The organism is Sphaerimonospora sp. CA-214678 (assembly GCF_050942215.1).
Classification (GTDB): domain Bacteria; phylum Actinomycetota; class Actinomycetes; order Streptosporangiales; family Streptosporangiaceae; genus Sphaerimonospora.
The window spans coordinates 800,916-816,415 of record NZ_CP192056.1 but is presented as its reverse complement, the minus strand read 5'-3'; the positions used below and the strand labels follow the sequence as shown (position 1 = coordinate 816,415).

Annotated in this window: 15 protein-coding genes and 1 pseudogene; 7 read left to right on the top strand and 9 right to left on the bottom strand. The window is 64.8% G+C overall.

The features are described 5' to 3' along the window. Nucleotides 1–19: 19 nt before the first annotated feature. Nucleotides 20–1,234, top strand: coding sequence for a hypothetical protein (locus ACQP1K_RS03800; protein WP_433499478.1), 1,215 nt, complete (start codon nucleotides 20–22; stop codon nucleotides 1,232–1,234). A 136-nt stretch (nucleotides 1,235–1,370) separates the two neighbouring features. Here ACQP1K_RS03800 and ACQP1K_RS03795 read toward each other — a convergent pair whose 3' ends face one another. Continuing rightward, entirely contained in the window at nucleotides 1,371–3,182 is a 1,812-nt protein-coding gene (locus ACQP1K_RS03795) for an IS481 family transposase (protein ID WP_433501478.1), read from the bottom strand. A gap of 170 nt (nucleotides 3,183–3,352) precedes the next feature. Continuing rightward, nucleotides 3,353–3,532 (bottom strand): hypothetical protein, encoded by a 180-nt coding sequence (locus ACQP1K_RS03790; RefSeq protein WP_433499477.1) that lies wholly within the window; start codon nucleotides 3,530–3,532, stop codon nucleotides 3,353–3,355. A gap of 25 nt (nucleotides 3,533–3,557) precedes the next feature. Here ACQP1K_RS03790 and ACQP1K_RS03785 point away from each other — a divergent pair, with 25 nt between their 5' ends. Continuing rightward, nucleotides 3,558–4,181 (top strand): GNAT family N-acetyltransferase, encoded by a 624-nt coding sequence (locus ACQP1K_RS03785; RefSeq protein WP_433499476.1) that lies wholly within the window; start codon nucleotides 3,558–3,560, stop codon nucleotides 4,179–4,181. A gap of 346 nt (nucleotides 4,182–4,527) precedes the next feature. Here the strand turns inward: ACQP1K_RS03785 and ACQP1K_RS03780 are convergent, their stop codons facing one another. The 3 genes from ACQP1K_RS03780 to ACQP1K_RS03770 form a co-directional block, all read right to left on the bottom strand. Continuing rightward, on the bottom strand, nucleotides 4,528–4,656 hold the full coding sequence (locus tag ACQP1K_RS03780) for a hypothetical protein (RefSeq protein ID WP_433499475.1): 129 nt from the start codon (nucleotides 4,654–4,656) through the stop codon (nucleotides 4,528–4,530). A gap of 263 nt (nucleotides 4,657–4,919) precedes the next feature. Next, entirely contained in the window at nucleotides 4,920–6,476 is a 1,557-nt protein-coding gene (locus ACQP1K_RS03775) for an ISL3 family transposase (RefSeq protein ID WP_433501477.1), read from the bottom strand. A 130-nt stretch (nucleotides 6,477–6,606) separates the two neighbouring features. Then, entirely contained in the window at nucleotides 6,607–7,026 is a 420-nt protein-coding gene (locus tag ACQP1K_RS03770; protein ID WP_433499474.1) for a DUF4259 domain-containing protein, read from the bottom strand. A gap of 262 nt (nucleotides 7,027–7,288) precedes the next feature. On the opposite strand from ACQP1K_RS03770, the gene ACQP1K_RS03765 reads away from it, so the two are divergent. Next, nucleotides 7,289–7,753, top strand: coding sequence for a hypothetical protein (locus tag ACQP1K_RS03765; RefSeq protein WP_433499473.1), 465 nt, complete (start codon nucleotides 7,289–7,291; stop codon nucleotides 7,751–7,753). A 262-nt stretch (nucleotides 7,754–8,015) separates the two neighbouring features. Here the strand turns inward: ACQP1K_RS03765 and ACQP1K_RS03760 are convergent, their stop codons facing one another. The 4 genes and pseudogenes from ACQP1K_RS03760 to ACQP1K_RS03745 form a co-directional block, all read right to left on the bottom strand. After that, nucleotides 8,016–8,639: a hypothetical protein gene (locus ACQP1K_RS03760; RefSeq protein ID WP_433499472.1), complete on the bottom strand. Its 624-nt coding sequence runs from the start codon at nucleotides 8,637–8,639 to the stop codon at nucleotides 8,016–8,018. Nucleotides 8,640–8,942: 303 nt separating this feature from the next. Next, nucleotides 8,943–9,518, bottom strand: a pseudogene (locus ACQP1K_RS03755) (IS982 family transposase); the annotation flags it as partial. Nucleotides 9,519–9,570: 52 nt separating this feature from the next. Beyond that, entirely contained in the window at nucleotides 9,571–10,080 is a 510-nt protein-coding gene (locus tag ACQP1K_RS03750; RefSeq protein WP_433499471.1) for a hypothetical protein, read from the bottom strand. A 10-nt stretch (nucleotides 10,081–10,090) separates the two neighbouring features. Then, nucleotides 10,091–10,783 carry a GntR family transcriptional regulator gene (locus ACQP1K_RS03745; RefSeq protein ID WP_433501476.1) on the bottom strand — a complete coding sequence of 231 codons (693 nt, stop codon included), beginning with the start codon at nucleotides 10,781–10,783 and terminating at the stop codon, nucleotides 10,091–10,093. 249 nt (nucleotides 10,784–11,032) lie between these two features. On the opposite strand from ACQP1K_RS03745, the gene ACQP1K_RS03740 reads away from it, so the two are divergent. The 4 genes from ACQP1K_RS03740 to ACQP1K_RS03725 all read left to right on the top strand — a co-directional run bounded on the left by ACQP1K_RS03740 (nucleotide 11,033) and on the right by ACQP1K_RS03725 (nucleotide 14,975). Further along, nucleotides 11,033–11,287, top strand: coding sequence for a hypothetical protein (locus ACQP1K_RS03740; protein ID WP_433501684.1), 255 nt, complete (start codon nucleotides 11,033–11,035; stop codon nucleotides 11,285–11,287). A 125-nt stretch (nucleotides 11,288–11,412) separates the two neighbouring features. Further along, nucleotides 11,413–12,033: a hypothetical protein gene (locus tag ACQP1K_RS03735; protein ID WP_433499470.1), complete on the top strand. Its 621-nt coding sequence runs from the start codon at nucleotides 11,413–11,415 to the stop codon at nucleotides 12,031–12,033. Between the two features lie 731 nt (nucleotides 12,034–12,764). Continuing rightward, nucleotides 12,765–13,256 (top strand): hypothetical protein, encoded by a 492-nt coding sequence (locus ACQP1K_RS03730; RefSeq protein ID WP_433499469.1) that lies wholly within the window; start codon nucleotides 12,765–12,767, stop codon nucleotides 13,254–13,256. Between the two features lie 468 nt (nucleotides 13,257–13,724). After that, nucleotides 13,725–14,975: a hypothetical protein gene (locus ACQP1K_RS03725; protein ID WP_433499468.1), complete on the top strand. Its 1,251-nt coding sequence runs from the start codon at nucleotides 13,725–13,727 to the stop codon at nucleotides 14,973–14,975. Nucleotides 14,976–15,500: the final 525 nt, after the last annotated feature.

The following is a 15,500-nucleotide window of genomic DNA, read 5'->3' as shown; positions in this document are numbered from 1 at the left end:
CGTCCGTTACCGTTGGATTGTGACTTCGCCCATCGACAGGGTTCGTGAAGCATGGCACTCATGCATCACGACATCCTTGATTCTGCCCAACAAGCACAGCTTTAACTTAGTTGTCCCAGCCAAGGATGACGAGGGCCCTGATTCCCCCTTCTATATGACTCGGCCAAGTGGTCTGCGGGTCCAAATCCCGAGCGATAGTGCCAACCGACTGCTTGCAGCGTGTGAGACTTGGGTCCGGTCGCCCGATGGGCCGACGGCCGACGTCTATGACCTTTGGCAGCCACTTATGATCCATGCTTCACGAGTCAAGACGGGAGAAATTTCGCAAAATCAAGCAGATAAGCTATTGTCCAATAATATGTTCTCGAACTCCATTGTAGCTTTGCCGCTTGGCGGTATATTCGCCGCAGAGCAATCTGTAACCATCGGACATAATTGCATTGTCGGCCACTTAAGCACGGCAACTGAACGTTCCATCGACAGCCTTGCTCGTAACTCCAATCCGCCACTTCTTGGCTTTCGCTTCAATGACGAGGTGGCGTGGACAGAGGACTTTCTATATGCCGAAGAAGATGAGCACGTTGCAGAAGCCCTTGAAGCGGAACTGATCGAGGCCGAAGGCTGGATGCCATTGGTGGTAGCCATCAAGCTCTCCGCTGCCGGCTCACTTGCATCCAGATGGGCAATTGATATAGCACAAGCACTCGCTGGGTCCATATGGCTAGCCAGCCTACCTAGCGATCTGAACGACTTCCCTTATCCAGCCGCGCCGTGGATCTGCGGTGCCGACGGCCCAAAGAACCCATATAACTGGGAGAACCAAGCACCTACAAACGTGGAACCTCTCAGGGTGGATATGACTAACGTCCGCGCCGAGCGTGCGGAAAGTGAGTACTGGGCCTCAATACATGCTTCACCGATATCCCTAGAGGATGTCATTGAAGCAGGATGGCTGCAAGCCATCACAAGAGTCGTAGAAGCTGCACGCGACCACCCCCATAATAGCCGTGACGTAATCGTTGCCCGCGCTTGTCAATTAATCTACACTTCGCGACACGCAACGTCATTGGGAGTACGTCATCAACTCGAATCTCTAGCAGCCGCGCCTTTCAGCCAAGGCGCAACTAGGGCAGTCGAGGATGTGTTCCTAACATCCTTCGAGCAGCCTGTTGCCTTAGCGTCCGACTTCGCCAGCCTTGCAACAGTAAGAGATGCCTTACATGCAATGCGATAAAATGGGCTCCGAGAAAATAGTGCACCTATTAGACACAGCTTACGCGGCCGCATTTAAAGTTCAGTCGCAGCCACGTCACTGTCTAGTCCCACGACATGATTGACAGTTCTGTCCCACCACATACTTGACGGGCACTCTAGGAAACATGACCGGCCTTGCGGGGCCGGGCCGCTTTGATACTGCGGACGGGCTGGGTCGTGGTGCGGCGGACCACGCGGGTGTCGTCGGGCAGTTCAATGGTCAGTGTGGTGTCGCTGACGTGCACGGTCACGATCGCGCGGGCGTGGATGCGGCCGAGGGCGACCTTCTGCCCGGCGACCATGATGACCCCGCTGTTGCTGGCGACCCGCTGCACGGTGACCGGCTCGACCGACGGGCGGGGTGGCGGCCCGGCCGGGCGGGCATCCCGCAAGTGGCGTAGCCGCTCCCAGCTGATCGGGTTGTGCCGGGTGCGCAGCAACTCCCGGGTTTCGGGGTCGAAGAACATCAGGGTGTGCTCCTCGATCCGGACGGTGACGCGACGGCCGTTAAGGATCTCGGCCGCGAGCACGACGCGCCCGGCCAGGCTGACCGTGCCCGATCGGCTGACGGTCCGGTCGACCTCCACCGCGGTACCCGGCTCGGCCGACGGCAGCGGCGCCGGCCCCGCCGCACGTCCCCCGTTGGCGGCGAGTTTGGCCAGGTCCGCGTTGGACAGGTGGGAGCGGAAGCTCTTCAGCCGGACCCCGGCGACCAGGAGGTGGATGACGTCGGTGTCGGCCCAGAACGTCACGGTCACCCCGGCCCGGTCCGGGCCGAGCCAGAACTGACGGCCCGCCACGAACATGTCCCCGCTGGCGGACACGACGCGGTCGAACTCCACCGGCCCGCCCGACCACGCCCGGGCCGCCACCTCGTCAGCTAGCGCGTCGGCCCCTGGCCCGTCCTCGGAGCGGGCCGGCGTGTCGAGATCCGACGCCGGTGCGGGCTGCGGCTGGGCGATAACCTGCCCGTTAACCGCTTTCAGGGCTCCCGGCAGCCGCAGCGGCAGCAACTCCTCCCGCGGGTCGGTCTTGGGCGTGAATCGCTCGGCCGGGCAGGCCATCCCCATCGCCTGGTGCGGTCGGCGGGTGTTGTACTCGGCGACCCAGGCGTCCAGTGCGGCCTGCGCCGATCCCAGGTCGGCGAACGGCACCGCATCGTCCAGCAACTCGCGGCGCAGCGTCTGGTGGAAGCGCTCCACCTTCCCGGTCGTGGTCGGCGAGCGGGGCTGGGTCAGCCGGTGGGTGATGCCGTTGTCCCGGCAGATCCGGTCGAACAGCACCTCCCCGCCCTTGCCGAACCGGTCGGTGAACTGCTTGCCATTGTCCGTGAGCACCTCATTGGGCACGCCGAAGGTCTGTAGCGCGTGGGCGAAGGCCAGGCATACCGCCCGCCCGGTGGGACGGGCCACTACAGCGGCGATCACGCAGTAGCGGGAATGGTCGTCGATCCCGGTGACGATTTTCGCCTCGGTGCCGTCGGCCAGGAACACCCCGCCGACGATGTCCATCTGCCACAAGTCCATCGGTGCCGGCCGTTCCCACCGCAGGTAGTCCTCCCGGCGTCTGCGCCGCTGCCGCGGGGTGATCAGGCCATGCCGCACCAGCGCCCGATACACCCCCATCCGGGACGGGACCGGCCGCACCCCGAGGCGTTCGGCCTCGTGCACCAAGCGGACCGGGCCCCATCGGGGGTGCTCGCGCCGCAGCTCACACACCACCGCCTCCACCTCCGGCGATAACTGCGACGGCGAGGACATCGGACGGCGGGAACGGTCGGCCAGCCCCGCCAGCCCCGATTCCCGATACCGGCGCAGCCAGGAATGCACCGTCTGCCGCGACACTCCGAATTGCGCGGCGGTCTCCGTCACGCTCGCACCGGCGAGCACCGCCAGAACCGCCCGATAACGCTGCTCGACAACCGACAAATCGACCAGGGCCAATCCCGGCCTCCTGACGTGCGCCACCCGCAAACGACGCACGAAAGATCGGCCGACAACGGCACCTATCAAACATGTCCTGGGACTGATGTGTCAAGCATGTCGCGGGACAGGACACACCCGCAAAGATAGACGCTGCCGAATTGTGCTCATAGAGATCAAGCGGCGGCGCTCCGCGCCGCCTCGCGGCCCTCCTGCCGCTCGGCGGCCGGGCATGCGGCCTGGGGGCCGGTCCCGGCCGCCGTCGGCACGGGCCGCGCGGTGTCGCTTCCCAGCGGATTAGAGCCAACATGACCATTGGCTTCGGCCCCGAGGACCTCGCGACAGAATGCGTTCACACCCTTCTGGCTACTGGAGGCATTCATGAGTACGTCCGACGTCACATCGTTGTCCGGGTACGGCATCGTGCTGCGGCACTGGACCGAGCACGACGTGCCCGCGATGGTAGAACTGTTCGACACCCCTGACATCAGCTACCGCACGCCGCTCCCCTCTCCCTTCGATTTGACCGCTGCAGGCGAGTACCTGCAGATGATTCAGAGAACTCAGGTCAGTGGCCAGCGCCTTCACTTGGCCATCACCGTCGATGGACAACACCCGCGAGGCGAGGTCCTGCTGAACCTGGAGACCGGCAGTCTTGGCTACGGCCTCGGAGTCGCCTACAGGGGGCAAGGCCTGGTGAGCCGTGCAGTCCGGCTGATAACCGAGTACGCCCATCAATCTCTGGGCATGCCGAACGTGATCGCGCAGATCGAGCCGGATAACCACGCCAGCATCGCCGTCGTCCGCAGCGCCGGTTTCCGGCTCACAGAAGAAGCACCTGAACAGGTGACGGACAAGGGGCGCACCTACGAACTTCTTACCTGGGTGCACACGGCGGCGTCACCGCCTTCGACCCCAGAGCACAAAGAAGTGCCTCCGGCGGGGGCGCTCCGGCTCCAGGATGATCGCCCGCACATTGCCGAAGACCGTAGGGGGCTGAGGTAGGGGCCTGATCATCCCGCCGACATCGACCCGGGACAAGCCGAGCGGGCCAGGGCCGGGGGGTCAGGCAGGCGGAGCGTGCGCGCCGCGCATTGAAGGGCCAGGTCACAGGCTGATCGTCGGGCCATTAGCGGGCCATTAAGCAGGGTGACGAGGGGTCAACCACGGTCACTCCTGACCGGCCCGACGCCCAGGTCAACGCCCCTACGACACATGATCCATGCAATTCCCAAGCTGATAGCGCGGGTTCGATTCCCGTCACCCGCTCCAAGCACAGAGGCCCAGGTCAGGGGTTTTTTCCGACCCGGGCCTTGATTGTTTTCGGGGTCATGTCGAGCTTCCGTGCCCGTTACGTGCCCGATCCGTATGGATGTTGCTTGCTCAGCGCCTCCTCGGCGAGCTTCCCGAGCGCGTCGGCGATGGCCCGGTTCCGTTCCATCGCGGTGTGCTGATAGATCAGCGCGGCCCGCGTGGTCAAGGACGGCGCTCCGCGCCGCCTCGCGGCCCGTCGCCCGCTCGGCTGCCGGGCATGCGGCCTGGGGGCCGGTCCCGGCCGCCGGCAGCTCGGGCCGCCCGTCACAGCACACCGCCGTGCCAAAGTAATTCGCCGACGGCAAGCGTCACGCCACCGCAGGGCAACTGGCAACGACGTGACGTCATCGCCTGCACTCGCTCCTACGCCGAAAGTGTCAACGGACTCCCGATACTGGCTCTGGCACTGATTCTGTGCGTTGACCCGACTCAGTCGGCAAGGAGGATGCGTTTGCGTAGGAGGTCGGGGTTGGCCCGGCCATACATCTGCCGCTTGAGCATCTTGATGCGGTTGACATGGCCCTCCACCTTCCCCGAGCTGTGAGGCAAGATCAGGCCGGCTTTGGCGGCGTCGAAGTCGCGGCGTAGTCCTGTGACGAAGGAGTGCAGTTCCGGCAGGTCATCGGCCTGAATCCGCTTCATCCACTGCTCCAGGCCGTCGCCGGTGAGCCGCGTCATCATCTGGGCGAAAGAGCGGACGTGCTCGCGGACCGCGGCCAGGGCCGGGCAGGCCGCGGTCAAGGTTTGCAGGTGCTGGTGATCGTCGGCCTCGAGGGTGTCGGGGTGGCGGAGGAACCAGCCGGTGGCCTGGCGGACGGTGGGCGGTGGTGGCGGCAGGACGATGGCGATCTGGGATCTCCAGGGCCGGACGTACTCGCGCACCGACCTGCCTGTCCCGCCGTAGCCCATGGCCGTGACCTCCTGGTAGAGCTGCGCGGCGTTGGTGCAGCCCTGCTCCCAGCGCTGCCGCAGGTAGCCGGCGTACTCCTCGATCATCTTGGGGCGTTTGCCGGTGCCGTTGTGCACGAGCAACTCCTCGGGATCGCTCGCGCGGGCGAAGCGGCGGACGGTATTGCGGGCCAAGTTCAGCTCGCGGGCGATCGCGCGCAGGTCACGGCCTTGCGTGAGCAATTGATGAACGAGGGCATACCGCCGGCGGGTCCGCTCGGCCAGACGGTCCGACCGCGGCTCGCAGGGAGCGAGCTCGCCTGCAGATGGGGTGGTGACCGGCGCCGATGCGGGCACCTCGCCCGGTGAGGTGGCGACCACCAGGTCTCGTAAGTGGGCCCGGTGCTTGGTGACGGTCCGCTCGACGGCCTCGCCGAGGTTTCTCCACATGTGCCACCGGTCGGCGACCTGGATCGCCTGCGGGGCACCGCGGGCGGCGCCGTCGGCATAGCAGCCGGCCCTGTCCCGGCAGATGATCTCCACGTCGGGGTGCTTGCTCAGCCAGGCGGCCAGCGCATCTGATGAGCGTTCGGGTAGCACGTCAACCGGCTGGCTGGTGGCGATGTCGATCAGGATCGTGCCGTAGGTGTGACCGCGGCGCAGGGCGAAGTCGTCCACGCCCAGCACCTGGGGTCCATCGCCGGGTTTGGGGTCGGGCAGGGATCGGATCAGCCGGATCAGCGTCATCCGGTTGACCGCGGTGGCCAGGCGGTGGGTGAGTCGGGCGCCGGCCCGGCCGCCCAAGGCCAGTGCGATCGTCTGCAGCAGCGTGCGGAGCGGGACGCTGTAGCGGCCGTAGCGGACGGTCAGCCCGGTCACCTGCTCAGCGAAGGTCTTTCTGCCGCAGTCGTCGTTCTCACACCGAAACCGCCGTACCCGCAGGTGAAGCACTATCTCCTGGCCGCCGACCGCGGTGTCGCACACCCGCCGCTCGTAGCTGCTGTGCACGCGTTGGGAAACCGTCCCGCACCGTGAGCACGCTGCTTGCGATGTGCGGGTTCTGGCCCGGATCCGTACCGACCTGCCGGACCGGTACACCTGGTCGATCTCCAAGTCGGCCAGGTGGGGGAAGAGAACCGCGAGCAACTCCGAGATCGACACCCGACATGATCACCACCACCGGCAGTCCTCCGCCGGAAGATCACGAAATTAGTGCCAGAGCCAGTTTTCAGGATCCGCTGACAGAAAGAATGCGCAGGTAGGGCTTAAGCTCGGCCTCGGCCTCATCAATCTTGTTTGACTGCGTCCACAAGTCGTACCACTCGTTGTCCTCCGGCATCAGGGCCCGCCGAATCGTCTGCTCAGCTTGATGCCTCAACTCCTCCGTGACCTCAAGCCGTATCGGCTCGAGGTCTTCATCAAGCTCCAGTGGATGCCCTCGTTGCGCGGCAAGACAGTAGGCCACCAGCGCTGCTCCGGCCAAAGCTTGATCGGTCTCCCAGCTATCAAGCTCGCCTTGGACACCAATCACACATTCAAACTTGGACCGCAGCAGATCCGGCAGGTCCTCCACCCGGGCCTGCTCTAACTCAAAAAGCAGATCACCCGCCGCATCGTTGTCCAGCGGACCAGCACCCCATGCCCCCATGACCGCCCTCACTCCTGTTTCCCATTCTGATTTCGATCAGTATGCCTCCGGCGGGGGCGCTCCGGCTCCGGGGTGATCGCTAAGGGCCTGCTCAGCGTTGCTGGCCGTAGCTGGCTGAGGTAGGGGCCTGATCACCCCGCCCGCCATCGACCCGGGACAAGCCGAGCAGACCAAGGCCGCCGGGTCCCCTTCGGGGGGTAGACGGCACACGGGGTGATCAGGCAGGCGGAGGCTTCCGCGCCGCGCATGAGAAAGTGACCTCGTGGTCGACGATCCTTCCACCCTCATCAACTACTGGCTCAGCGTCTGGGAGCTGAACAGCTTTTACGCCCGTCAAACCGAGCAGGGCGAAGGACAGCGAGTGTGGGCAGAGACGGCCATGTATGCGATTGGCAGAGCCGAGGCCGCAGGTCTAGATACGACCAGCGCCAATGCAAGCCGCTTCTACCTGCGCGCAGGTTTGATCAACGACCTCGGCCCCATGGGCTCATCCCTGTGGAACCCCGACGCACTCGCCGCGGACATCCTGGCGGCCCTCCCTCTGCAACTGGAGCAAGCCACAGAGTGGGCCACCAACTGGCAACAGCGGCCCCGGACAGAGATCCTGGCCCTCCGCCGGTGCAAGAACCTGCTGGGGCCAGCCCAATACATCCGGGACTATTTGTCGACGACGCCGACGGCGAAAAGGCTTGATCAGTGGCTGACGCTCCGAGAGCAACTTCCCTAGCTGATCGAACAGCAACGAATGCACTTCGTCGTGCAATTAGCGTGCAATTAGACAGGGTGACGAGGGGGCAACCACGGTCACTCATGACCCGCCTCACGTCCAGGTCAGCGCCCGTACGGGCCGTGATCCATGCAATTCCCAAGCTGACAGCGCGGGTTCGATTCCCGTCACCCGCTCTCAGCGAGAAGTCCCAGGTCAGATGATTCTCCCTTGCCTGGGTCGTGCTGTATCGCCACCGGTCGACATGACCATCGCAGTGCCGTCAGTCGAACCAGACGACCAAGCGCACGCCTTCGGGCCCGAACCGCTGCGCCAACGCCTGCATCACCACAAAGACGTGGTCCCACCCGGTGCCAGGTCCCAGTGCGTCCAGTCGCGTCACGGGGCGATATTCGAGCGCCGCTCCAGAAACCTCCCAGCAACCCATCGGAGCCTCGACAGGCGAGGCACCCAACGGCGGCATGCCGTACTCCTCCACGACATTCTCGGGCCACTGGTCATCGACCCGGTACCGACTGATCGACGAGCTATGTCGTGGCTGAACATCAAGCACCCCCCGAGCGGCGGGACGCACAGTCATATCCAGATCACGCAGCTCCGCCCATGTAACCCAGATACAGCCATGTATGGCGGCGTCGATCCGGACGGACTCCTCATAGTCAGTACGGACAGGTTTCGATGCGTCGGCAGGTAGACCGCGGCCGGCCGCGACTGGGGTCCAGCCGAGCCGATTACGAACACCGAAGAGGCAGCCGAACAACTCATAGTCGCAGCCGTCATAGAGCGGGTAGAGGGGCATGGACACCGCCCATGCATCCCAGTCGTGCCAGTCCTCGTCAGCGGACGGGTGGCGAGCCTCGATGTAGCCGTAGATGTCGGTGCCCACACCGACAGGTTAGACATGTTCAGATCGCTGGCCTTCATGAACGCGTGCCGGTACGTCTTTTCGGAGGAGAATGGCATCATGACCAGACGGTCGGATAGGCCGAGTCCCGACGAGCTTGACCGGCGGCTCCGCTGATTCGAGTGGTACACCGACACCGCATCGCATAACAGCGTCCGTCGCCCTCCTCGTAATCGGGCGTACGCCTGTCCGTGCTGTGGCTACCTCAACCTTCGAGAGCGTGGAGGCTACGAGATCTGCCCGGTCTGTTTCTGGGAGGATGACGGCCAGGACGACCACGACGCACTTGGAGGCGAACCCCTTGTCGGCGATCGGCAGCAGCCCCGGACGCTCGGCGACCAGATCAGCATCGACCTCCAGCATCGCCGCCAACACCTCGCGCTCATCGAGCTTCGGATCAGCCAGCGCCCACAGGATCGGCATCCCGGCCGGCGTGCACACCAGATACAGCCGCAGGTCCCAAAAGAATCGCGAGTGGGACGCGCAGTAACCGTAGTTCGCCCAGCCGGCCAGCTCCGAGCGCAGCACCGTGGGCCGTGACATCCCGCACGGCACGGGGGTCGAGTCGGTGACCCACACCGTGTCGTGCCAGAAGTCGGTATCCCGCGCCAGCACCCGGGTGATCCGCTTGATCTGCGGTAACGCGGCGCGGACCCGCTTGTTGTAGCCCGGCTGCTGGAGCAGGAACGGGAACAGGTGCCCGTAATGCTTGCGCGCGTAGCGCAGCCAGCGGGCCTCGGAGTGGAAGCCCAGCAGGGTCTGCATCACCGCCAGGCAGATCAACTCGGAGTGACTGAGCCGGGACGGGCGGCCGGGCAGCCGAGCCAGACCGGCGCAGCAGATCTTGGACACCCTCGCCATGTCTGTGAGCTGGGGCCGCATGACCCGATCAATTAGGAATTGATCGTCTAGGTCAAGCGCCCAGGCTGAAGGAAGGTGGAGTTCCATGGCGTCGGCCCTGGTCGGGGCAGTCGGCCTCAGTCCAGATAGCTGTTAGGTCCCGGCACGTCACGGCGATGGTTCCTGGCCGGAACGCGATCTCATGACTGCATCCGTCGGCGTGCGGCAGGATCTCGTCCACGATGACCACGCTCTGGTGATCGGTGGACTGCGAGATGTCGAGTGTGAAGGCGGAAACACCCTCGTATCGAATGGTCAGGTCCTCCTCGTGCTTCCAGCAGTTGTGCAAGAAGCCGACTTCCATCCATCTCTCGGCCTCGTCGCCGCCGAAGCAGACACGTTCGAGGGCGAGATCTTTCGTGCACCGTGGATTCGAGAAGTCGAAGTGCCCAGCAGCCATCGCGAACGCGCGCGCCCCTTGGGGCAGACGAGCGCCGAGGGCGGGTAGCCGCCGCAGGTACTCGGAGGGATCGAGGACTCCATCAAGGCCATTGACCGTGGCATTGATGTCGACGTACTTCATGTCCCTATGATCAGCCGATTGGGTAGGCGTCTTCCAGCTCGTGACGGTCGGCGGGCAGCACGACGGCGAGCACGGCAAGCGGACGCCCGCCGGGATCGCGTACGGCCGCGTAGACGCCAAGAACCGGCGTGTTCTTGGGCATGCCGAGTTGCTTGACTTCCTCGGCGCTGGGCTTTCGTGCGGTGATCTGCTCGACCACGTGATCAAAGCGGACACCCTTGCGCGCCTGCACGTGATCACGTATCCCCTGTGCGAGCGGTTGCGCGCTTGTCAGGTCGGTCCCCTCCGACAGGTCCAGCGGCAGCCACAGCGACACGATCTCGGATGGCTCATCCCCACGGGACACCAGGCGCCGGCGAAGGAACACCTTGCTCTTGGGGGACAGACCGAGCAGCGCGGCAACCCGGTTCGGTACGGCCACCGCCCCGGCCTCCAGGAGCTCACCGGGCAACCGTGTTTCGGGGGTGGTCAGGTAGGCGTGACCGGGCCGAGGTCGCTCGACCGAGGCGAGCGCGGGACGGCCCCGCACGAAACGGCCCTTGCCTTGCTGGGACTCAATCCACCCCTGTTCGCGGAGCACGCGCAGGGCGGCCACGACGGTCGGCCGAGAGACGCCGAACTCTTGGATCAACCGGTTCTCGCTGGGGAGAAGAGATCCGGGAGGGTAGTTGCCCGCTTCGATACGCCGCTGAAGCGTCTGCACAAGCTGTGCATACTTCGGGGGCACGGACTCTAGAGACACACGACCGTCCAGCAGCCGACAGGTTGTTTTACCAAGCTTGAGCCTAGACCAGCTCAGCGGTGATGGGAGGCCGGGGAAGTCTCCTGGCCCCGCGCACCGTTCCGCCTCGCGCTGACTCAGGCCACCGGACTCCAGCCCGAAGATCTCGACTTCTCCCCCGTGAAGAGAGGGAACGGAAATAGCCGCCTTATCGAGGCCCAGATCATGCCCGTGGACGCGCTCCGGGCCGAGGTCGATCTGTACGGCACGATGGAACTCGCCCAACAACTCCAGGCATCCGATGTCGGAGCCGGCACCCTGGAGGCCCTTGCCGAGGCCGTCGATTTGCTCTGCCGTGCTTATCCGGTCGTTCCCGCCGCCACGCTGCGCGACCGGACGCAAAAGCGCCTTGCGCAGGTGACGCGGCTGCTGTCCAGTCGTCTGACACTCGACCAGCACCGCGAATTGCTCGTCATCACGGGATAGCTGACGGCCTTGCTCGGCTGTGTGCATTACGACCTGGGCGAGCGCGAAGAGGCCGAGACGGCGCGACGGGCTGCGTTCGAGATGGGTCGGTCGGGCACGGAGAACTCATGGGATGGGCACACGAGATGTCCGCGTGGTTCGCCCTCGTCGAAGGCCGATACGAAGACGTGGTCACCGCCGCCCGCCAGGGGCAGGCAGTCGCCGGCCAATCCAGCGCACAGGTTCAACTCACCTTGCAGGAAGCCCGCGGCCTGGCCCGCATCGGAGACCGGCGCGAAGCCGACAAGGCACTCTCATGCGGAGCCGACATCCTCGCCAAGTTCCCACTCCCCGACAACCCGGATCATCACTTCGTGTTCGACCACGCCAAGTGGGTCTTCTACGCCGCTACCGCGTACACCTGGCTGGAGGAAAACGACCGGGCCGAGGAACACGCACTGGAGATAATCCAGATGCACACCCGCCCGGACGGCACATCGAACGCACCGATGCGGGTTGCCGACGCTCACATAGATCTCGGCATCGTCCACGCCCGACGCGGCGACCTCGACGCCGCCGTAGAACAAGGCATGGCCGCATTCGACATCGAACGCAAGTCCCTCACCGACCTCGTAACCCGAGCCGGAGACCTGGACCGCGTCCTACGCCAGCGCTACCGTCGCGAAGCCCTCATCCAGGAGTTTCACGAGCGGTGCATCATGGCCCGGCGGGCACTAGATATACGCCGCCCCGAGCTGCTCGACTGATCACGCCGCAGGGGGTTGTAACAGGCGTACCCGCCATCGGGATCTCCCTTCGGGACCTCTCTCAAAACTCCACGAGGAATAGTACGAATGCTCGGGAATCTTCTACCCGGAGTCCGCGATATACGCACCCCTCTCGCAGTAGGTTATATTTTACTGGCCGCAATATGGGTACTACCGAGAGATTCCGTCCCAGACTCGGCACATGCTACAGGATTACTTAAAGACGTTTATGCATTGAATAGCGAGTTTGGGGCCATCGAGAAAGGTGTTGCACTTAGCTTCTTGGCTTACCCATTAGGCGCCCTCTCGACAATAGTGACCGATTATCAGACTCACCAAAAGAAGACGAAGTAAGCCGGTCCGCAGAGAGTGAGATTCTCTAGCTTTCTTGCTTCTCATTCGCGCGCAGTCGAAAAATTGCCGAATTACGCTTGTGAAAATCAAGGGCGGCGCTTCGCGCCGCCTCGCGGCCCTGCGCCCGCTCGGCGGCCGGGCATGCGGCCTGGGGACCGGTCCCGGCCGCCAGCAGCTCGGGCCGCCCGCCCAACGGCACGCACCAGAGCATCCCGCGTAGTACACAGGCCCACACCGCCCCTGGCCAGGGCCAATACTCTTCAAGGACGCTCCGCCCCTGCCTCGTCGCCCCGGCTGCTTACTCTCAGATGGCACGATGGCGGCGAAAGGTCCGATAGGACGGCCTGTGCGAGCGCGCAGCGAACACGGAGATGCACATGACGAAGGGACTGAATCTCGATTGGGAGCTTAGCGACTATGGCTGGGCTAGGTGCCGCGTTGATGACGGGTCTGCCGACCTATGTATGGCAGTCGGCTATCTCACTGACGCCCTGGCGGATCTTCTCTACGGCGTAATAGCTCTCTATGGCCCTGTGAAGACTCCTCGCTTCTCCTTCGAAGGCGAGCCAGTCGAGTACCGCTGGGTCCTGCTGCCAGAAGGGGAAGCCGTCGAGATCTCAATCTACCGCTTTGGTGACGCAGCCGAGTCGTTCGACCTACCTGACTCGGCCGGCTTGCTCCTGTGGAAATCCCGTCAGCCAAAATCACGCCTAACGCATGCGGCGATCACTGCTGCTGCAGGCGTCCTGAGGGACCATGGCGAAGAAGGCTATCAGTCGAAGTGGGTGAGGCATCCATTCCCCGTGAATGCACTACGGGACCTTCAACGCCTCCATTTGCTTCACGACGAGTGCCCTGAGGTCCACTGAGCTCCTGAGCGGTACAGTCCAGGGAAGACCACATGGGGGTCATCCGGTCTCGTCCTCCTCGCTGCTCGAGTGTCCCGGCCGGGCCCGCCGAGTCACCGCCGCCACACCAGCGCGAACCGTGCATCCTGTGCGCCATGGACGACCTCGAATTACTCCGACGGGAGTTCGACGCCGAAGACGGCGCGGTCTTGTCGTAGCGAGTCGTCAGCCTGGGGACTGCTTGAGCCGGTTGAAGGAGCTCGGCAATGCGGGTCGTTCGCAGAGGTCAGGGTCGAAGCAAGAATGGGATGCGTCGGAGCCGGTGAGGGCCGTCCCGAGGCTTCCTTGTATCGGGCGATTCATGGGCGATCAGTTTCCGCGGCCTGAAGCGTTCAAGATCAGGCTGTGTGCGGCACGGCTCGGATTGTCAGTGCGGTGGGCCATACTCCGCCAAGCCAGGGTGATCACCAACAAGGCGAAGGCGTTGACATGGCACAGTTGCTGCGGAGGCTCGACGACGAGGTCTACGTCGAGTACAACACGTTCGGGCTGGACGGCACCGACCTGCCGGAGTGGAGTTCCCCGACCGATGAGATCTACCACTTCGTCGCGGCCGTGCGCCTGGAGTCCTGGGACGCCGAGCCGGGGGCAGCGGACGCCTCGTGGACGCCGGTCAGTTCGACGACGTTCGTCGCGGAGAGCGGTGTGGTCGCGATCGTCTCGATGATGGACGGCAGGGGGCATGACTTCCTGATCGGGCCGCCGCATTTCGAGTACGGCGTGGACATGTACCTGCGTGAACCCGAGCCAGGCGACGGGCATGCCACAGGTGAGTGCGAGGAGGCATGGCTGCTGAGGTTCTGGCCGATCCGGGATGTCTTCGACCCGATCACGCACGCGGCGCCGTTCTCCTACATCGCGCGCGGAGTGCTGTACTACTCGATCGACCTCGAGCCCGAGCAGCTCACGCAACCGCCGGCGCGGCGGGAGGTGCCGGTGCCGGTCTCAGCGGCGACGGACTGGGCGTCGCTGCGTGTGGACCCCGACCTGGACACCTTCGACGGCCGGCTGCGCAGGTTGCGCCGCAAGGCCGAGGAAAGGGGCGTCACCGTTCACGAGTTGCTGCGCGCGGCCGGGGCCGACATCGAGGACGGCGCAGACCTCACCCTGGCCTCCTGCACCCCGCCGCGGGCGCGTGCGGGGCGGTTCAAGGATCCGCTGATCGACCGCTACTACGCCGAGCAGTCGCGGTGGGGCATGTTCTCCAGGCGCGACCTGGACGAGGATCGGCTGCGCGAGTACGCCGACGGCGACCGCATCGCCAAGGAGTTGTGCCGCGGCGACACGCAGACGTTCTCGGTGCCCATCGAAGGCCGCGGCTCCCTCTATGTACCGGCGGGTGTCAGCCGCCGCGTGTGGCGGTGGGAGGACGACATGCTCGGCGGCGAGCTCATGGACGACGGGCTGACAGTGGATCGGCAGGTTCTGGCCAGAAACCCGTGGACCGGGCAAATCCTCGTCTCCGGCATCGTAACGATCCTGCGCCGCGACCACGACAGGCGCGTATGTGGCGACACCGTCCGGTACGTGGTACGCGACGCCGAGCCGCACGAGGCGGCCAGGGTCTTGTGCGCGGAGGCCACCTGGGAAGAGGACCAGGATCTGCGCCGGGCCTTGGATGAAGTGGCCAGGGAGAAGCTGATCGACCTGCGTGCCACCTACCAGAGCCGGGAGAGGTGAGGGCCGGGCCTCGTCGCGCGGCGAGGGCGCGCGGCCGGGTCGGAGGCGGATAGGCGACTGATGGGTGACAAGAAGCCTCCGGCGGGGGCGCTCCGGTTCCAGGGTGATCGCCCGCACATCGCCGAAGTCCGTAGGGGCTGGGGTAGGAGCCTGATCATCCCGTCGCAATCGACCCGGGACAAGCCGAGCAGACCAGGGCCAGGGGGTCAAGGGGCAACCACGGTCACTCATGACCCGCCGACGCCCAGGTCAGCCGCCCTACGAGGCGTGATCCATGCGATTCCCAAGCTGATAGCGCGGGTTCGATTCCCGTCACCCGCTCCACGCACGAAGGCCCAGGTCAGGGAGATGATTCCAACCCGGGCCTTGATTGTTTCTGCGGCTGTTGGAACCGTCCCGGACTCCAGGTCAAGGCGGCAGCGCGGCGCGCCGCCGCACTGCGGCCCATCGCCCGCCCGCCAACCGCCGTCCCCACCGCACCTATCGACGCGCCGCACTGGCGCCGCGTCGCCACAGATGATGCGT

What these genes read in the sequence shown, in the direction of transcription:
- ACQP1K_RS03785 (WP_433499476.1), top strand. Translation starts at nt 3,558, where the DNA reads ATGAGTACGTCCGACGTCACATCGTTGTCCGGGTACGGCATCGTGCTG.
- ACQP1K_RS03770 (WP_433499474.1), bottom strand. Translation starts at nt 7,026, where the DNA reads ATGGGGGCATGGGGTGCTGGTCCGCTGGACAACGATGCGGCGGGTGAT.
- ACQP1K_RS03750 (WP_433499471.1), bottom strand. Translation starts at nt 10,080, where the DNA reads ATGAAGTACGTCGACATCAATGCCACGGTCAATGGCCTTGATGGAGTC.
- ACQP1K_RS03735 (WP_433499470.1), top strand. Translation starts at nt 11,413, where the DNA reads ATGTCCGCGTGGTTCGCCCTCGTCGAAGGCCGATACGAAGACGTGGTC.
- ACQP1K_RS03730 (WP_433499469.1), top strand. Translation starts at nt 12,765, where the DNA reads ATGACGAAGGGACTGAATCTCGATTGGGAGCTTAGCGACTATGGCTGG.
- ACQP1K_RS03725 (WP_433499468.1), top strand. Translation starts at nt 13,725, where the DNA reads ATGGCACAGTTGCTGCGGAGGCTCGACGACGAGGTCTACGTCGAGTAC.